This is a genomic window from Rivibacter subsaxonicus (assembly GCF_004217215.1).
GTDB lineage: Bacteria > Pseudomonadota > Gammaproteobacteria > Burkholderiales > Burkholderiaceae_C > Rivibacter > Rivibacter subsaxonicus.
The window spans coordinates 71,693-89,395 of record NZ_SHKP01000010.1; the positions used below are offsets into that span (position 1 = coordinate 71,693).

The following is a 17,703-nucleotide window of genomic DNA, read 5'->3' on the forward strand; positions in this document are numbered from 1 at the left end:
TCTCCGCTATCCCTTGGTGCCGCTGCCGGCGGCGCCATCGATGAAGTATTTCTGCGCCATGAAGAACACCGCCACCGAGGGCAGCAGCGCGACGACCGAGATCGCGATCACGTTGGCCCACTCGACCTCCTCGGTCGCGCCGATGCTCATCTTCAGCGCCAGCGAGACCGGGTACTTCTCGACCGAGGCGAGGTAGATCAGCGGCGCCATGAAGTCGTTCATGGTCCAGATGAACTGGAAGACGATCACCGAGATGATGGCCGGCTTGAGCAGCGGCACGACGATGTGCCAGAGCAGCTGCAGCGCGTTGCAGCCGTCGATCTGCGCGGCCTCCTCCATGTCGCGCGGGATGCCGCGCAGAAACTGCACGAGCATGAAGATGAAGAAGGCGTCGGTGGCGAAGGCCGAGGGCAGGATCAGCGGCAGGTAGGTGTCGAGCCAGCCGAGCTCGCGGAACATCAGGTACTGCGGCAGCCGCAGCACGATCAGCGGCAGCATCATGCTGCCGACCATCACCGCGAACAGCAGCTTCTTGCCCCAGAACTCGAAGCGCGCGAAGGCGTAGGCCACCAGCACGCAGGAGATCACCGTGACGATGATGCGCGGGATCGTGATCAGGAAGGAGTTCAGGAAGTAGGTCGCGAAGGTGTACTCGGTGCTGGTCTTCCAGCCCTTGGCGTAGGCGCCGAAATCGAAGCGGCTCGGCCAGAAGCCGGCCGAGCCGAAGATCTCGGTGTTGCTCTTGAACGAGGCGCCGATCAGCCACAGCAACGGGTACAGCATCAGCACCGCGACGACCGCCAGCAGCAGATGGCGCAGCCATGGCGCGCCCGGTCTGCGAAGCAGCGCCGCATCGGACGCGTGGTGGGGCTCGTGCATCGCCGGCGGCGGGAGCTTGACGCTGGTATTGCTCACCGCGGCGACTCTTTCTCGCCGGCGTAGAACACCCAGTACCTGGAGCTCCAGAAGGAGATCGCGGCCAGCGCGGCGGCCAGCGCGAACATCACCCAGGACAGCGCCGCGCCATAGCCGAGGTTGAAGTAGCGGAAGCTCTGGTCGTAGATGTAGAGCGCCAGCACGTAGGTCGAGTGCAGCGGGCCACCCTCGGTGATCGCGTAGGGGCCGTTGAACTCCTGCAGCGCATGCACCGTCTGCATGATCAGGTTGAAGAAGATGACCGGCGTGATCAGCGGCACCGTGATGTGCCAGAACTGCTGGGCCTTCGAGGCGCCGTCGCACTGGGCGGCCTCGTAGAGCGAGTGCGGCACGTTCTGCAGCGCCGCCAGGAAGATCACCATCGCCGAGCCGAACTGCCAGGTGAACAGGAACACGATGGTCCACATCGAGTAGTGCTCGTCGGCCAGCCAGGCGATCGGCTCCAGGCCGACTTGCGCCAGCAGCAGGTTGACCAGCCCGTGCTTGGCGAAGATGAAGCGCCACAGCACCGCCACCGCGATCGAGCCGCCGAGGATCGAGGGGATGTAGAAGGCGGCGCGAAAGAAGTTGAGGCCGCGCAGCTTGTGGTTGAGCAGGTTGGCGATGAACAGCGCAAAGCCCACCCGCAACGGCACCGCCAGTGCCGCGAACAGCATGGTCACGCCGAGCGACTTGCGGAACAGCGGATCCTGCGTCAGCAGTTCGCGGTAGTTGTCGAGGCCAACGTACTCGGGCGGGTCGATCAGGTCGTATTGCGTGAAGCTGAGCGCCAGGCTCATCACGAAGGGAAACAGCTTGAAGGCCAGCACGCCCAGCACGAAGGGCAGGGCGAACATGAAGCCCAGGCGCTTGTTCTCATACATTCACCGCGTCTCCATCGGTGCGGCGGCGCGGCCGCTGCGGGGTGGAGGCGGCAGGACGACGGCCCGACATCGGGTCTGCTTCAGCGCGCCAGCCAGCCGCCGTCGACGGCCACGGTGTAGCCGTTGACGTAGTCCGAGGCCTTGCTGGCCAGGAACACCACCGGTCCGGCGAGGTCCTCGGGCTCTCCCCAGCGGCCGGCTGGGATGCGGTCGAGGATCGCGGCGTTGCGGCTCTCGTCGGCGCGCAGCGCGGCGGTGTTGTTGGTCGCCATGTAGCCGGGCGCGATCGCGTTGACGTTGATGCCGTGCGCCGCCCACTCGTTGGCCATCAGGCGGGTGATGCCGACCACGCCGCTCTTGGAGGCCGTGTAGGAAGGCACCCGCACCCCGCCCTGGAACGACAGCATCGACGCCACGTTGATGATCTTGCCACCGCTGCCCTGGGCCAGGTACTGGCGCGCCACGGCTTGCGAGAAGAAGAACACGGTCTTCAGGTTCAGGTCGATGACGTCGTCCCAGTCCTTCTCGCTGAACTTGATGGCGTCCTCGCGGCGGATGATCCCGGCGTTGTTGACGAGGATGTCGACCCGGCCGCCGAAGGCCTTGGCCTCGGCGATCAGCCCGTCGATGCAGCTGATGTCGGCGAGATTGGCGCGCAGGTCGAGGAAGCGGCGCCCGAGCGCCTCGACGCGGGTACGGGTGCCCTTGGGGTCGCTGACGTTGACGCCGACGATGTCGGCCCCGGCCTGCGCCAGCGCGCAGGCCATGCCCTGGCCGAGGCCGGTGTCGCAGCCGGTGACGATCGCGACCTTGCCGACCAGTTGGAAGTTCTCGAGGATCATGTGTTGCCTTGTGGGTGGGCCGTTCAGCGCAGCGCCGACATCGGCACGTGGTCCATGTCCTTGAAGACCTGGTTCTCGCCCACCATGCCCCAGATGAAGGTGTAGGCCTGGGTGCCGACACCGGAGTGGATCGACCAGCTGGGGCTGATCACCGCCTGCTCGTTGCGCACCACCAGGTGCCGGGTCTGGGTCGGCTCGCCGAGCATGTGGAACACCGCGGCGTTCTCGTTCATGTCGAAGTAGAAATAGACCTCCATGCGCCGGTCGTGCGTGTGGCAGGGCATGGTGTTCCAGAGGCTGCCCGGCTCGAGCCGGGTCATGCCCATCAGCAGCTGGCAGGTCGGCAGCACGTCGGGCACCAGGAACTTGTAGATCGTGCGGCGGTTGCTGGTCTCGGGCGCGCCCAGCGTCTCGGGCGAGGCCTCGGCCAGCGTCACCTTGCGGTGCGGATAGGCGGTGTGGGCCGGCGCGCAGTTGAAGTACAGCTTGGCCGGTCGCGCGGCGTCGACGCTGCGGAACTCGACGCGCCGGGCGCCCTTGCCGATGTAGAGCGCCTCGTGCTGGCCGACATCGAACTGCTGTTCGTCGACCTGGACCCGGGCCGCGCCGCCGATGTTGATCAGGCCGAGCTCGCGCCGCTCGAGGAAGAAGTCGGTGCCGGTGTGGCGGCCCAGTTCAGGCGCGAAGCTCACCGGGGCGGCCACCGGCATGACGCCGCCGACGATGATGCGGTCGATCTGGCTGTAGGTCAGCGTGATCTCGTCGGGGCGGAACAGCTCCTCCACGAGGAAGTGGCGGCGCAGGCCTTCGGTATCGAGCGTGCGAGCGTGCTCGCTGTGGACGGGTTGGCGGATCTGCATGGTGGGTCTCGGCTGGCTTGGCTGCTGCCCGGCAGCCCGGGCGTTCACGTTGGCAGCGAGACTAGCACGCCTCGGGATTTTCCCGGAATCATGGTTTCTATTTAGTGAACCGATGTTTCATTTAATGTCGGCGTCGCTATAGTTGCCTGCCATGCGGCCCCCGAGGGCTGCGTGTCGCCGCCGGACCGAAAGCCCGGCGTGCACCGCGGAGCGACCCATGAACCCGTACTTCGACAACGCAAACACGCCCTGGACCGAACTCGGCGACGGCATTCGCCGCAAGATCGTCGGCCACACGCCGGAGCTGATGAGCGTGCTGGTGCAGTTCGACCTCGGCGCCGTCGGCACCCCGCATGCCCACGACGCCCATGACCAGATCGCGTTCGTGATCTGTGGTTCCTTCGAGGCCGAGGTCGCCGGCGTCCGACGCGTGCTGCGCGCCGGAGATGCCTTCATCGCGCCACGCCTGCACATGCACGGCGTGGTCGCCCTCGAGGCCGGCAGCACGCTGCTGGACCAGTTTTCGCCGCGGCGGGAGGACTACCTGTAGCCCCCGTTCGCCAGCGCGGCCGCTCGCACTGCAGCGTCGGCCGCCCCTTCCCCTGGCGCCCTGCGCGCGCCGTCCACGACCAGTGAGAACTTCCGGGCGATGTACCCGGACGCCGGCACCCGTGCCGGGCGCCAAGGCGCCCGCAGCGGCCCGCCGGCGCGGCAAGAACCATCAGGAGACAAGACGATGCGCACCCGCCACGGCAAGAAGAAACCCCCCGTACTGCCCAAGCTCGCGGCCAGCCTGCTGAGTTCGGCCACGCTGTCCATGCTGGCGCTTGGCAGCGCCCAGGCGCAGCAGGCCGAGCCCGCGCCCGCGCCCACTGCCCCGGCCGCCCCGGCCGCCGCCCCGAAGGCGCTCGACACGGTCGAGGTCACCGGCATCCGCGCCTCGCTCGAGAGCGCGCTCAACGTCAAGCGCAACGAGATCGGCATCGTCGACGTGATCAAGGCGCAGGACGTCGCCAAGTTCCCCGACACCAACCTGGCCGAGTCGCTGCAGCGCATCCCGGGCGTCGTCATCGACCGCGACGCCGGCGAGGGTCGCAACATCACGGTGCGCGGTCTCGGCTCGGACTTCACGCGGGTGCGCATCAACGGCATCGAGGCGCTGACGACCACCGGCGGCACCGACAGCTCGGGCGGTGCCAACCGCTCGCGCGGCTTCGACTTCAACGTCTTCGCCGCCGAGCTGTTCAACTCGATCACGGTGCGCAAGAGCAGCTCGGCCGACGTCGACGAAGGCTCGCTCGGCTCGACCGTCGACCTGCAGACCTCGCGTCCCTTCGACTTCAAGGGCCTGACCGCACTGGCCTCGGTGCAGGGCCGCTACAACGACCTGTCGGGCAACACCGACCCACGGATGGCCTTCCTGCTGTCCGACACCTTTGCCGACAATCGCGTCGGCGTGCTGGTCTCCGGCGCCTACTCGAAGCGCCGGATTTACGAGGAGGGCTTCAGCACGGTGCGCTGGGACAACGGCGCCTCCTCGGGCGGCTTCTGCTCCCCGACCGGCGCCACACCGGCCAACCCCGCCACCACCGCCACCACCTGCGGCCCGGCGGCCCAGGGCGTGCCACGCGTACCCGGCACGGCGGAGAACATCGACGCCTACAACCTGGCGCGCGATCCGGCCAACTTCCATCCGCGCCTGCCGCGCTACGGCCGCCTGACCCACGAGCAGGACCGGCTCGGCCTGACCGGCGCCATCCAGTTCAGGCCGCTGGACGACACCAAGTTCACCTTCGACATGCTGTACGCGAAGCTCGACGCGACGCGGCAGGAGGACTTCCTGCAGGCGATCTCCTTCAGCCGCAGCGCCAGCCAGGGCGGCAAGCCGCAGACCAGCGTGCTGAGCACCGGCTACGACGGCAGCGGCTCGCTGCTACATGGGCTCTACAACGGCGTCGACATCCGCGCCGAGTCGCGCTACGACGAGCTCTCGACCACCTTCCGCCAGCCCAGCCTGATGCTCGAGCAGAACATCGGCGAGTCGGTCAAGCTGACGGCGCGCGTCGGCCGCGCCGACTCCAAGTTCCGCAACCCGATCCAGACCACCACCACGCTGGATGCGCTCAACGTCAACGGCTACGCGATCGACTTCCGCGGCAGCGACCGCCTGCCGGCCATCACCTACCCCTTCGACGTGAGCCAGCCGGGCGGACCGCTGACCATCGTCGGCGTGCCGCAGGTGGCCTCGGGCACGCAGCCGGCGACGATTCCGAACACGACCTCGAGCGAGATCCGCATCCGTCCGCAGGGCACCGACAACCGCACCGACGTGGCCCAGGTCGACCTGGCCTGGGACGCGATCCCCGAGGCCTTCACGCTCAAGGGCGGCATCAGCAACAAGAAGTTCACCTTCAACACCTACGAGTTCCGCCGCGTCAACCAGAACGACACCATCTTCGCGCCACCGGCCGGCACCTCGGTGGCCGACCTGACGACGATGGTGACCGGCTTCGGCCAGGGCCAGAACCTGCCGGCGGGCACCCCGACCAGCTGGGTCATTCCCAACCTGCAGGCGATCGCGCAGGCCTACGACATCTACTGCAACTGCATCAAGAGTGGCCCGGCCGGCGGCCCCGGTGACTTCACGCTGTCGTCGATCACCAACGGCAACGCGCGCGGCAACAACCGCAGCGTCACGGAGAAGGACACCGGCGGCTACCTGATGGGCGAGTTCGAAGTCAAGCCCTGGGGCACGCCGCTGCGCGGCAACCTGGGCCTGCGCTATGTCAAGACGCGCCAGGTGGCGACCGGCTACCAGGCGACCGGCGGCGGCACCGCGGTCACGGTCGAGAACGACTACGACGACTGGCTGCCGGCGCTCAACCTCAGCGCCAACGTCATGCCCGACGTGATCGTGCGCTTCGGCGCGGCCAAGGTGATGGCGCGCCCGCAGCTGGGCAACCTCAACCCCGGCGGCACCATCAGCACCACCGGCAACCTGTCGGTGACCAGCGGCAATCCGCTGCTCGAGCCCTTCCGCGCGACCACGGTGGACGGCAGCTTCGAGTGGTACTTCGCGCGCACCGGCTTCCTCGGCCTGGGCCTGTTCCACAAGAACATCGGCACCTACATCCAGACCCTGCGCACGACGATGCCGTTCAGCGCCACCGGCCTGCCGATGAGCCTGCTGCCGCCGAACTTCACCGGCGAAGAGGAGTTCCAGGTCACGACGCCGATCAACACCCCCGGGGGCAAGCTCAACGGCATCGAGCTCAACTACCAGCAGCCCTTCACCTTCTTGCCCACGTGGGGCAAGAACTTCGGCACGCTGTTGAACTACACCTACGTCAAGTCGCAGATCGAGTACGTGGTGTCGCCGACCAGCTCCACGACCATCACCGACGACCTGCTGAACCTGTCGCCGCACTCGGCCAACGCCACGCTCTACTACGACGACGGCAAGTTCAGCGCGCGTGTCTCGCTGGCCTATCGCCAGAGCTACCTGACGCGCGTGCCGGGCCAGAACAACAACGACGTCGAGGGCAAGAACAGCACGCGCAACGTCGATGCCCAGGTCTCGTACAAGATCAACGACAACCTGGAGGTGGTGCTGGAAGGGGTCAACCTGACCAACCAGGCCAACGACCAGTTCGTCAGCCGGGCCCGCAACGACGTGGTCGTCAACCACGTCACCGGCCGCGAGTTCCTGTTCGGGGTACGTGTGAAGTACTAAGTCCCGCGCCCGACTCGGGTCGGGCTACCCACCAGCCGCCCTCGGTGCCTCAAGGTGCCGAGGGCGGCCTGCCATGTGGCGCCGGTGCCGAAGCGCTGGCCCGCGCGTCCCCGCGGTGCTTGCCGCGTGCCGCGCCGCGGTTAACCTCGCCCTGAGCCTTGTCGAAGCCTCGACACGGCCAGAAGGAGAAGCGGCGGATGGCGTCCCGGACTCTCAAGTTGCTGAAGTGGTTGCTGGTGATCGTGCTGACGATCCTCGCGACCGTGCTCGTGCTGCGCTTCCTCGAGTCGTGGCAAGGCCCGCCGCTGCAGCGCTGGCACACCTTCGTGCCGACCGAGCCCTCGGTCGCCGAGATGGACCGCAGCGACTGGACCGGCTACCTCGCGGCCGAGAACGCGGTCTTCGAGCAGGTGCGCGCGGAGGTCACGCAGAAGGCCGATCCCGCGCAGCGCGGGGTCCCCAACCGCTACTACGAGGGCAGCCCGATCCATCCGGGCGGCTTCAAGCACGACTGGAACCGCTCCTTCGTCCTGCAGCCCGATGCCAAGCCGGTCGGCGTCGCGGTGCTGGTGCACGGGCTCACCGACTCGCCCTACAGCGTGCGTCACCTGGCCAGGCGCTACCGCGACCACGGCTATGTCGCGATCGGCGTGCGCATGCCGGGCCATGGCACCGTGCCTGGCGCGCTGACGCGCGCCCACTGGGAAGACTGGATGGCCGCGACCCGGCTGGCGGTGCGCGAGGCGCGGCGCCTGGCCGGACCCGCGGCGCCGCTGCACGTGGTCGGCTACTCCAATGGCGGCGCGCTGGTCATGAAGTACGCGCTCGACGCGGTCGAGGACCGCAACCTGGCGCGGCCCGACCGGGTCGTGCTGCTGTCGCCGATGATCGGCGTCACCAGCAGCGCCCGCTTTGCCGGCGTCTGGGGCTGGCCGGCGATCCTGCCCGGCTTTGCCAAGGCGGCCTGGCTCGGCATCGACCCGGAGTTCAACCCTTTCAAGTACAACTCTTTTCCGGTCAACGGGGGGCGCCAGTCCTCGCTGCTGACGCGCGAACTGCAGCGCCAGATCGAAAGGCTCGCGCGTGACGGGCAGATCGGCCGGCTGGCACCGGTGATCACCTTCCAGTCGGTGGTCGACTTCACCGTCAGCACGCCGGCGATCGTCACCGAGCTCTACGCGCACCTGCCGGCCAACGGCAGCGAACTGGTGCTGTTCGACATCAACCGCAACGCCAAGTTCGGCCCGGTGCTGCGGCCGAGCGCCGATGCCCTGCTCGGCCGGCTCGAGCGCATCATGCCGCCGCCGCCGCGTGCCTGGCGCAGCACCATCGTCGCCAACATCGATGGCACGAGCAGCGCGGTCCAGGAGCGCACGGTGGCCGCCGGTGCCGCCGGCGAGCAGGTCCGCCCGCTCGGCCTGTCGTTCCCGAGCGATATCTATTCGCTGTCGCACCTGGCGCTGCCGTTCCCGCTGACCGACGGCCTCTACGGACTGACGCCCGACCCGGCCGACGACTTCGGCGTGCAGCTTGGCGCACTGTCCACGCGCGGCGAGCGCGGCGTGCTCGTGATCTCGCTCGACGGCCTGTTCCGGTTGACCTCGAACCCCTTCTACGACTACGTCGCCGCGCGCATCGACGAAGGCATCGCGGCGCCTCAGCGGTGAGTGGCCAGCCAGCGAAAGCTGGCGCGGGCCGCCTCGTCGATCGCCGCCGCCTGCACCGCCGGCAGGCCACGCAGGCCGGCGTGCTGCAGCACGAGGCCCTCGATCTGGGCCACGATCAGCGCCGCTCGCGCCTCGCAGTCGCGCTCGCTGGCGTTCGGCCGGATGCCGGCGATCAGGCTCCGGACCGTCTTGCGCTCGCGCTTCTGGATCCGCGCCACGGTCTGCGCGGCGTGGGCATCGACGCGCGCCGCCGCCCACATCTGGACCAGCCCGTCGGCCACCGCCGGGCGCTTCATCTCGGCCAGGAACATCTCCATCGCCGCCATGAACTGGTCCGTACGCGAGGCCTTGGGCATGTTCTGGACGATGGCGTCGATCGCGCGCTGGTAGCGTGCCGCCGACTCCAGCAGCATCGCCTCGACCAGCAGTTCCTTGCTCGGGTAGTAGTGCTGGATCGTGCTCAGGCTCACGCCCACGCGCGCGGCCACGCTGCGCATCGAGAAGCCGCCATAGCCGTCGGTCACGAAGACCGCGTGCGCTGCGGCCAGGATCGCCTCGGCCCGCGCCAGGCCACGCTCGGTGGTGTGCGAAACCTTGCCGCGTGGCACGACGGCGGCGCCGGCCATCAGATCGCGCCCGCCGCTGCCAGCGCCTCGATGACGGCCGCGTCGAAGCCCCAATCGGCCAGCACCTCGGCGCTATCGGCGCCCACCGCCGAGGCCGGCCTGGGCATGGCCGCGGCGCTGCGCGAGAAGCGCGGCGCCGGTGCCGGTTGGGTGACGCCGGCGATCTCGACGAAGGCCGCGCGCGCCGCGTTGTGCGGGTGTCGCGGCGCCTCGTCCATGTCGAGCACGGGCGCCACGCAGGCGTCACTGCCGTCGAACACGACGCACCACTCGTCGCGTGTTCGCGTGCGCACTTGCGCGGCGACCAGCGCTCTCAGCTCCGGCCAGCGGCGCGCGTCCAACTGCGCTGCGGCCAGTTGCTGCGTGGCCTGCGCGTCGCAGCCAAGCCGCTCGAGCAACTGCGAATAAAAGCCCGGCTCGATCGCGCCGACGCTCAAGAACTTGCCGTCCGCGCATTCGTAGCAGCCGTAGAAGTGAGCCGCACCGTCGAGCAGGTTGGCCTCGCGCCGCACGCGCCAGATGCCTGCTGCCTTCAGCCCGTACATCATCGTGCCGAGCAGGGCCGAGCCCTCGCTCATCGCCGCGTCGACCACCTGGCCACGGCCCGAAGCTTTTGCTTCGAGCAGCGCGCAGACGATGCCGAAGGCCAACAGCAGCCCACCGCCGCCGAAGTCGCCGACCAGGTTCAGCGGCGGCGGCGGCGGCGCATCGGCGCGGCCGATCGCCTGCAACATGCCCGACAGCGCGACGTAGTTGATGTCATGGCCGGCGCGCGCGGCGAGCGGGCCGGTCTGGCCCCAGCCGGTCATGCGGCCGTAGACCAGCCTCGGGTTCGCTGCGAGACAGGGCTCGGGACCGAGGCCGAGGCGCTCCATCACGCCGGGCCTGAAGCCCTCGATCAGCGCATCGGCACGGGCGATCAGTGCCAGCGCCGCGTCGCGCCCGGCCGGCTGCTTGAGATCGAGCGCGAGCGAGCGCCGGCCACGCGCCAGCACGTCGAATTGCGGCGGCGTCGCGCCGAGCCCGGCGCGCCGGCCACCGGGCTTCTGGTCGATGCGGATCACCTCGGCGCCGAGGTCGGCCAGCAGCATCGCGCAGAACGGCCCGGGGCCGATGCCGACGATCTCGACGACCTTGAGCCCGGCAAGAGGTCCCGCCATGCTCAACCGACCTTCTGGCCCGGGGCCCAACCCGCCGGAAGAACCGGCGGCGTGAAGCGCTCGCCATGGGCGGCTGCCAACTCACGCGCCCGCGCGCAGAAAGCGTCCAGTCCCTGCGCCTCGATGAAGCGCCAGGCACCACCAGTCCAGGCCGGGAAACCGATGCCGAAGATCGAGCCGATGTTGGCGTCGTGGCCGCTCTCGAGCACGCCATCGGCCAGGCAACGCAGCGTCTCGACCGCCTGGCGATAGAGGATGCGGTCGCGCAGTTCGGCGATGTCCCAGGCCACGCCGGGCTTCTCGAAGCGCTCCTTCAGGCCCGGCCACAGCCGCTTCTTCTCGCCCTCCGGGTAGTCGTAGAAACCGCCGCCGGCGGCGCGGCCGGGGCGCTTGAACTCCTTGACCATCATCTCGACCAGCGCCTCGCCGGGCCGCTTGTCGAAGCGCTTGCCTTCGGCGGCAAGGTCGGCCGCGGTCTGCGCCATCACGTGCACGCTGAGCGACAGCGAGGTTTCGTCGAGCACGGCCAGCGGCCCGACCGGCATGCCGGCGGCGAGCGCGGCGTTCTCGATCACCGTCGCGGGGATGCCCTCTTCCAGCATCGCGCAGCCCTCCATCACGAAGGTGCCGAAGGTGCGGCTGGTGTAGAAGCCGCGCGAATCGTTCACCACGATCGGCGTCTTGCCGATCTGCAGCACGTAGTCGTAGGCACGGGCCAGCGTCTCGGCATCGGTCTGGCGGCCCTTGATGATCTCGACCAGTTCCATCTTGTCGACCGGCGAGAAGAAGTGCAGGCCGATGAACTTGTCGGGCCGCGCCGAGGCGGTGGCCAGACCCGTGATCGGCAGCGTGGACGTGTTGCTCGCGAAGAAGCCACCGGGCGCCAGCATCGGTTCGGCCTCCTGCGTGACGGTGGCCTTCAGCGCGCGCTGCTCGAACACCGCCTCGATGATCAGGTCGCAGCCACGCAGGTCGGAGGCCGCCGCGGTCGGTGTGATCAGCGCCAGCGTCGCGGCCTGCTTGTCGGCGGCCATGATCCCGCGCGCGACGCGCTTGTCGCTGAGCTTCTTGGTGTAGCTCTTGCCCTGCTCGGCGCGCTCGATCGACACATCCTTCAGCACGCAGGCCACGCCGCGCATCGCGTTCGAATACGCGATGCCCGCGCCCATCATGCCGGCGCCGAGGATGCCGACCTTGCTGGCCTTCCACTTCGGCACGTCCTTCGGCCGCGAGGCACCCGACTTGACGAGGTTGCGGTCGAAGAACACACCGATCAGCGCATGCGTCACCGGGCTTGCGACCAGCGTCGCGAGCCAGCGCGACTCGATGCGCAGCGCGGTGTCGAAGTCGACCTGCGCACCTTCGACCATGCAGGCGAGGATCGCCTCCGGTGCCGGGTAAAGGCCGCGCGTCTTCTGGCGCAGCATCGAGGGGCCGATCGCCAGGGCCTGAGCAACCTTCGGGCTGCTCGGCGTGCCGCCCGGGATCTTGTGGCCCTTCACGTCCCAGGGCTGCACGGCGTTCGGGTTGGCCTCGATCCACTTGATCGCGGCGGCGCGCAACTGGTCGGCGCTCGCCACCAGCTCGCCGACCAGGCCCAGCTTGTGCGCCTCGGCCGGCCGCAGCGTCTTGCCCTCGACCAGATAGGGCATCGACTCCAGCAGCCCGAGCAGGCGCACCGTCTTGGTCACGCCGCTGGCGCCGGGCAGCAGGCCGAGCGTGACCTCGGGCAGGCCGAACTGGATCTTCGGGCTGTCGACCGCGATGCGCTGGTGCGCCGCCAGCGCCAGCTCCCAGCCGCCGCCGAGCGCGGTGCCGGCGAGCATCGCCACCACCGGCCGGCCGAGTTGCTCGAGCCGGCGGAACTGCTTCTTGGTGATCTCGATGTCGGCAAAGACCGCGGCGCCGGCGTCGGGCTTCAGTTCGAGCACGGCCTTGAGGTCGGCGCCGGCAAAGAAGGTGTCCTTGGCCGAGGCCAGGATCACGCCGCGCACGCCGTCCTTCTCGGCGTACAGCCGCTCGACGCAGGACGTGAGGTCGGCCTGCCATTGCGGCGTCATCGTGTTGACCGGCGCACCGGGTGCGTCGAAGGTGAGGGTGACGATGCCCTGTGCGTCTTGCTCGTAGCGGATGCTGTTCATGATGGTCCGGTCCTCGAATCAGAGACGCTCTACGATCGTGGCGATGCCCATGCCGCCGCCCACGCACAGCGTGATCAGGCCGTAGCGCAATTGGCGTCGCTCGAGCTCGTCGAGCAGCGTGCCGAGCAGCATCGCGCCGGTGGCGCCGAGCGGGTGGCCGAGCGCGATCGAGCCGCCGTTGACGTTGACCTTTTCGTGCGAGACGCCGAGCTCCTTCATGAAGCGCATCGGCACCGCGGCAAAGGCCTCGTTGACCTCGAACAGGTCGATGTCGTCGATGCTCAGCCCGGCCTTGGCCAGCGCCTTGCGCGTGGCCGGCACCGGGCCGGTCAGCATGATGGTCGGGTCGCTGCCGGCAAGTGCCGCGGCGACGATGCGCCCGCGCGCCTGCAGCCCGAGCTCGCGACCCTTGGCGGCGCTGCCGATCAGCACCGCGGCGGCGCCGTCGACGATGCCGCTGGCGTTGCCGGCGGTGTGCACATGGCTGATGCGCTCGACCTGCGGATAGCGCCGGATCGCGGTGGCGTCGAAGCCCATCTGGCCCACCGCCTCGAAGGAGGACTTCAGCGCACCGAGCCCGGCCAGCGTGCTGCCCGGCTTGATGAACTCGTCGCGGGCCAGGATCGTCACGCCGTTGGCGTCCTTCACCGGCACCACCGAGCGGTCGAAGCGGCCGGCCTCACGCGCCGCCGCTGCGCGCTGCTGGGAAGCCAGGGCGAAGGCATCGACATCCTCGCGCGAGTAGCCGTCGAGCGTGGCGATGAGATCCGCGCCGATGCCCTGCGGCACGAAGTCGGTCGCGAGGTTGGTCTGCGGGTCGAGCGCCCACGGCCCGCCGTCGCTGCCCATCGGCACCCGCGACATGCTCTCGACGCCACCGGCCACGACCAGGTCTTCCCAGCCCGAGCGCACCTTCTGCGCCGCCAGGTTCACCGCCTCCAGCCCCGAGGCGCAGAAGCGGTTGAGCTGCACGCCGCTGGCGTTCCAGTCCCAGCCGGCCGCCAGCGCCGCGGTTTTCGCGATGCACGAGCCCTGGTCGCCGATCGGCGTGACGCAGCCGAGCACCACATCCTCGACCTGCGCGGTGTCGAGCGAGGTGCGGCGTTGCAGCTCGTTCAGCAGGCCGGCCACCAGGTTGACCGGCTTGACCTCGTGCAGGCTGCCATCGGGCTTTCCCTTGGCGCGCGGGGTGCGCAGGGCTTCGAAGATCAGGGCGTCGTTCATGGGGCGCATCCTCGTGGGCGGCGGTCAGGGGATAGACCGGATCGGCCGAACCGGTCAGTTGACCTATAAGCACTTCACTCTACGCAGGCCGCATCCGAAGTCAAGCACAGGGGAGTCAATGACGATGAGTTCCGTGGATCCCGCCGCCCTGCCGTTGCAGCGCCTCTATCACTGGGAGCGCGAGCGCGCCGATGCCATCTGGCTGACGCAGCCGATCGGCGGCGGCCGGCTGCGCGAGATCAACTGGCGCGAGGGTGCCGACGAGGTGCGCCGCGTGGCGGCCCACCTGCAGGCGCAGGGCTGGCCGGCTGGCTCGCGCATCGCGATCCTCGGCAAGAACAGCGCGCACTGGATCCTGGCCGACCTCGCGATCTGGATGGCGGGGCACGTGTCGGTGCCGCTGTACCCGATGCAGACCGCGGCCAACGCGCGCCAGATCCTCGAGCATGCCGAGGCGGTGGCCTGCTTCGTCGGCAAGCTCGACGACTGGGCCGGCCTGCAGCCGGCCGTCGCGGGGCTCGCGACGATCGCGCTGCCGCTGGCACCGGCCCGCGAGCTGGCGCAGTGGGACGACATCGTCGCGCGCACCGCGCCGCTGGCGGGCGAGCCGCTGCGCGCGGCCGACGAACTGGCGACCATCATCTACACCTCCGGCACCACCGGCCAGAGCAAGGGCGTGATGCACAGCTTCGGCACGATCACCGCGGCGGTTCAGATGGGCATGCAGCGGGCGCAGCTGACGAGCGAGGACCGGATCCTGTCGTACCTGCCGCTGGCCCACATCGCCGAGCGCGCGCTGGTCGAGATGGGCTCGCTCGCCTCCGGCGCGCACCTGTTCTTTGCCGAGTCGCTCGACACCTTCCAGGCCGACCTGCAACGCGCGCGACCCACGGTGTTCTTCTCGGTTCCCCGCCTGTGGACCAAGTTCCAGCAGGGCGTGCTGGCCAAGGTGCCGCAGCGCAAGCTCTCGTTGCTGCTCAAGCTGCCGATTCTGGGCGGACTGGTCCGGCGCAAGGTGCTGGCCGGCCTCGGTCTCGACCAGACGCGCATGGCCGCCGGCGGCGCCGCGCCGATGCCGGCCGAGCTGCTGCGCTGGTGGGCCGCGCTCGGGCTGCGCATCACCGAGGCCTACGGCATGACCGAGAACGGCGGCGTCTCGCAGGCCACGCTGGAGCACGAGTTCCGCCCCGGCACCGTGGGCCGCAGCTACGCGGGCGTCGACTGCCGCATCGACCCCGACAGCGGCGAGATCCAGATGAAGAGCGCCGGCCTGATGCTCGGCTACTACAAGGCGCCCGAGCTGACGCGCGAGGCCTTCACCGCCGACGGTTATTTGCACACCGGCGACAAGGGCCTGTTCGAGGCCGACGGCAACCTGCGCATCATTGGCCGCGTCAAGGACAACTTCAAGAGCAGCAAGGGCAAGTACATCGCGCCGGCGCCGATCGAGGACAAGCTCGGTCGCCACCCGGCCGTCGAGGCCTGCTGCGTGGTCGGCGCCAACCTGGAGCAGGCGATCGGCCTGGTGATGCTGGGCGAGGCCGCGGCCCGCGAGACCAAGGCGCCGGGCGGGCGCGAGGCCCTGTCGGCCTCGCTCGCCGCTCATCTGCAGCAGCTCAACGCCGGGCTCGACCCGCACGAGCAACTGGCCTGCATCGTCGTCAGCGACGAGCCGTGGTCGATCGAGGCCGGCTTCCTGACGCCGACCTTCAAGATCAAGCGCAACCGCATCGAGGAGGCCTACGCCGCGCGATTCGCGACCTGGGCCGCGGGCCGCGAACCGGTGCAGTGGATGCGGGCCTGACCCGGGCGAGGCCCCGTGCGATCATCGCGCCCGCCCGATCCAACGTAGCGCCTCGCGCCCACCGACGATGAACGCCACCGCCGCAACACCGCCCGCCCCGCCCAAGAACTCCGGCCGCAGCGGCTTTCGCTGGTGGCTCTGGCTGCTGGTCCTGGCGCTGCTGGCGGCAGGCTACTTCTGGGTCGTGCTGAACTGGAGCTACGCCAGCGGCGAACGTGCCGGCTGGGTCCAGAAGTTCTCGAAGAAGGGCTGGATCTGCAAGACCTGGGAGGGCGAGCTCGCGCTCGTCTCGCTGCCGGGCAGCACGGCCGAGAAGTTCAGTTTCACGGTCTGGGACGACGCTACCGCCGACGAGATCAACAAGGTCATGGGCAAGCGCGTCTCGCTGCACTACGAGCAGAAGGTCGGCCTGCCGACCACCTGCTTCGGCGAGACCCGCCACATCGTGACCGGCGTGCGGGTGCAGGACGAGATCCCGCTGGCACCCGGCGTGTCGGTGCCCGGCCAGCCGGGCGGGCCGTCGGCCGAGGCGGCATCGGCCGCGCGGGCGGCGAGCGCGGCGTCGGCGCCCTGACATTGATTTCCCAGGTCGTCAGTTGCACGTTCATCGACGGCGATGCTGATCGGTGGCCCCCGACACGCGCATGAAGAACATCCAAGTGATCGACGGCGCGGACAACTGCGCCTACGACATATTTGCAGCGACCGATTCAGAGTTCGGTCTGATCTTCCGAGCCGGTTGCGACATAGCCTTCATTGACGAGGTCTATGCCGAAGGCAACAAGGTATTGCTCGACGCTGCACTCAAGAATGTCTGGACCAGGCGAGTAGTCAAAGCCGAGGCCATGGGTATCCACGGCCTCTTGTTCTACGAACTCGATTCGAAGAAGCAGTACTACCCGACCAGGAAAGACGAAGAGGCTTGCAACCCCAACGGGTCGTCGCTGCGATAGCCAGACACTTCGCGGGCGGTGGCTGCAACGAGATACCTCATGTCTGTTGTCCAATCCCGCCTGCACGCCCTCGGCCTCGCCCTGCCCCCGCAACTTCAAGCGCCCGGCGGCATGGTGTTTCCGTTCCAGTTCGTCCGCGTCGTCGGCACACGCGCGCTGATCTCGGGTCACGGGCCGCAGAACGTCGATGGCTCGCTGGCGTTGCCGCTGGGCAAGCTCGGGCGCGAGCTGACGATCGAGCAGGGGGTCGCGGCCGCGCGGCTCACCGCGCTGTCGATCCTCGGCAGCCTGCAGCGCGAACTCGGCGACCTCGATCGCATCAAGGGCTGGACCCGGCTGTTCGCTATGGTCAATTCGGCGCCCGGCTTCAACCGTCAGCCGAGCGTGATCAACGGCGCCTCGGACCTGATCCTCGAACTCTTCGGCGCCGAGGTCGGCGCCCATACCCGCAGCGCGGTTGGCATGGCAGAGTTGCCCTTCGACATTCCGGTCGAGATCGAGGGTGAGGTCGAGTTGCGCGCCTGAGCGAAGCCGCTTGCTCGCTCGTCCGTCCCTCCCTCCACCCACCCAACCAACCAACCAACCACGCCGCAGGAGTTGCACCGATGGCCGCCTACATCCATGCCGAAGTCGAGGTCCACGACCCGAGCGCTTACGAGGAATACCGGCGCCAGGTGGCCGCCGTGCTGAGCGCCTACGGCGGGCGCTTCATCGTGCGCGGCGGTGCCGCCGAGCTGCTCGAGGGCGAGCGCGCGCCGCAGCGGCAGGTGATCCTCGAGTTCGCCGACATGGCCAGCCTCAAGGCCTTCTATCACTCGCCCGAGTACGCGCCGCTGATCGCGCTGCGCCAGCGCGTGTCCACCGCGCGGCTGGTGGCGATCCAGGGCGTCTGAG

The 17,703-nt window shown here is 68.9% G+C and carries 16 protein-coding genes; 8 read left to right on the forward strand and 8 right to left on the reverse strand.

Features of this window, described 5'->3' with window-relative positions; translation table 11 throughout:
• Positions 1-6 precede the first annotated feature (6 nt).
• The 4 genes from EV670_RS18175 to kduI all read right to left on the reverse strand — a co-directional run bounded on the left by EV670_RS18175 (position 7) and on the right by kduI (position 3,501).
• Positions 7-915, reverse strand: coding sequence for a carbohydrate ABC transporter permease (locus EV670_RS18175; RefSeq protein WP_207225105.1), 909 nt, complete (start codon positions 913-915; stop codon positions 7-9).
• On the reverse strand, positions 912-1,799 hold the full coding sequence (locus EV670_RS18180) for a carbohydrate ABC transporter permease (RefSeq protein ID WP_130434810.1): 888 nt from the start codon (positions 1,797-1,799) through the stop codon (positions 912-914). Before EV670_RS18180 ends, EV670_RS18175 begins: the two co-directional genes overlap by 4 nt.
• A gap of 80 nt (positions 1,800-1,879) precedes the next feature.
• Positions 1,880-2,641: a 2-dehydro-3-deoxy-D-gluconate 5-dehydrogenase KduD gene (gene kduD / locus EV670_RS18185; protein ID WP_130434812.1), complete on the reverse strand. Its 762-nt coding sequence runs from the start codon at positions 2,639-2,641 to the stop codon at positions 1,880-1,882.
• Positions 2,642-2,664: 23 nt separating this feature from the next.
• Positions 2,665-3,501: a 5-dehydro-4-deoxy-D-glucuronate isomerase gene (gene kduI / locus EV670_RS18190; RefSeq protein ID WP_130434814.1), complete on the reverse strand. Its 837-nt coding sequence runs from the start codon at positions 3,499-3,501 to the stop codon at positions 2,665-2,667.
• Positions 3,502-3,718: 217 nt separating this feature from the next.
• Here kduI and EV670_RS18195 point away from each other — a divergent pair, with 217 nt between their 5' ends.
• The 3 genes from EV670_RS18195 (at position 3,719) to EV670_RS18205 (ending at position 8,901) form a co-directional block, all read left to right on the forward strand.
• A complete protein-coding gene (locus EV670_RS18195) occupies positions 3,719-4,051 on the forward strand; it encodes a cupin domain-containing protein (protein ID WP_130434816.1) in 333 nt (110 codons plus the stop codon).
• A gap of 186 nt (positions 4,052-4,237) precedes the next feature.
• Positions 4,238-7,234 (forward strand): TonB-dependent receptor, encoded by a 2,997-nt coding sequence (locus EV670_RS18200; RefSeq protein ID WP_130434818.1) that lies wholly within the window; start codon positions 4,238-4,240, stop codon positions 7,232-7,234.
• 197 nt (positions 7,235-7,431) lie between these two features.
• Positions 7,432-8,901, forward strand: coding sequence for an alpha/beta hydrolase (locus EV670_RS18205; protein ID WP_130434820.1), 1,470 nt, complete (start codon positions 7,432-7,434; stop codon positions 8,899-8,901).
• Here the strand turns inward: EV670_RS18205 and EV670_RS18210 are convergent.
• Genes EV670_RS18210 through EV670_RS18225 form a run of 4 tightly spaced genes read right to left on the reverse strand, consistent with a single transcriptional unit; the run spans position 8,892 to position 14,052 of the window.
• Positions 8,892-9,527 carry a TetR/AcrR family transcriptional regulator gene (locus EV670_RS18210; protein ID WP_130434822.1) on the reverse strand — a complete coding sequence of 212 codons (636 nt, stop codon included), beginning with the start codon at positions 9,525-9,527 and terminating at the stop codon, positions 8,892-8,894. The two genes, EV670_RS18205 and EV670_RS18210, sit on opposite strands and share 10 nt — an antisense overlap.
• Positions 9,527-10,687, reverse strand: a complete 1,161-nt coding sequence (locus EV670_RS18215; protein WP_130434824.1) for a CaiB/BaiF CoA transferase family protein — start codon at positions 10,685-10,687, stop codon at positions 9,527-9,529. Before EV670_RS18215 ends, EV670_RS18210 begins: the two co-directional genes overlap by 1 nt.
• A 2-nt stretch (positions 10,688-10,689) precedes the next feature.
• On the reverse strand, positions 10,690-12,828 hold the full coding sequence (locus tag EV670_RS18220; protein ID WP_130434826.1) for a 3-hydroxyacyl-CoA dehydrogenase NAD-binding domain-containing protein: 2,139 nt from the start codon (positions 12,826-12,828) through the stop codon (positions 10,690-10,692).
• A gap of 18 nt (positions 12,829-12,846) precedes the next feature.
• Positions 12,847-14,052, reverse strand: a complete 1,206-nt coding sequence (locus tag EV670_RS18225; RefSeq protein ID WP_130434828.1) for an acetyl-CoA C-acetyltransferase — start codon at positions 14,050-14,052, stop codon at positions 12,847-12,849.
• A 118-nt stretch (positions 14,053-14,170) separates the two neighbouring features.
• Between EV670_RS18225 and EV670_RS18230 the strand changes: the two genes are divergently transcribed.
• The 5 genes from EV670_RS18230 (at position 14,171) to EV670_RS18250 (ending at position 17,702) form a co-directional block, all read left to right on the forward strand.
• Positions 14,171-15,856, forward strand: coding sequence for an AMP-binding protein (locus EV670_RS18230; protein ID WP_242617045.1), 1,686 nt, complete (start codon positions 14,171-14,173; stop codon positions 15,854-15,856).
• A gap of 67 nt (positions 15,857-15,923) precedes the next feature.
• The gene (locus EV670_RS18235) at positions 15,924-16,430 is read left to right on the forward strand and encodes a hypothetical protein (protein WP_207225106.1); all 507 of its coding nucleotides are present in this window, start codon (positions 15,924-15,926) and stop codon (positions 16,428-16,430) included.
• Between the two features lie 70 nt (positions 16,431-16,500).
• Complete coding sequence (locus tag EV670_RS18240) at positions 16,501-16,809, forward strand: hypothetical protein (RefSeq protein WP_130434830.1); 309 nt, start codon at positions 16,501-16,503, stop codon at positions 16,807-16,809.
• Between the two features lie 39 nt (positions 16,810-16,848).
• Positions 16,849-17,334: a RidA family protein gene (locus EV670_RS18245; RefSeq protein WP_130434832.1), complete on the forward strand. Its 486-nt coding sequence runs from the start codon at positions 16,849-16,851 to the stop codon at positions 17,332-17,334.
• Between the two features lie 80 nt (positions 17,335-17,414).
• Positions 17,415-17,702 (forward strand): DUF1330 domain-containing protein, encoded by a 288-nt coding sequence (locus EV670_RS18250; protein WP_130434834.1) that lies wholly within the window; start codon positions 17,415-17,417, stop codon positions 17,700-17,702.
• Position 17,703 lies beyond the last annotated feature (1 nt).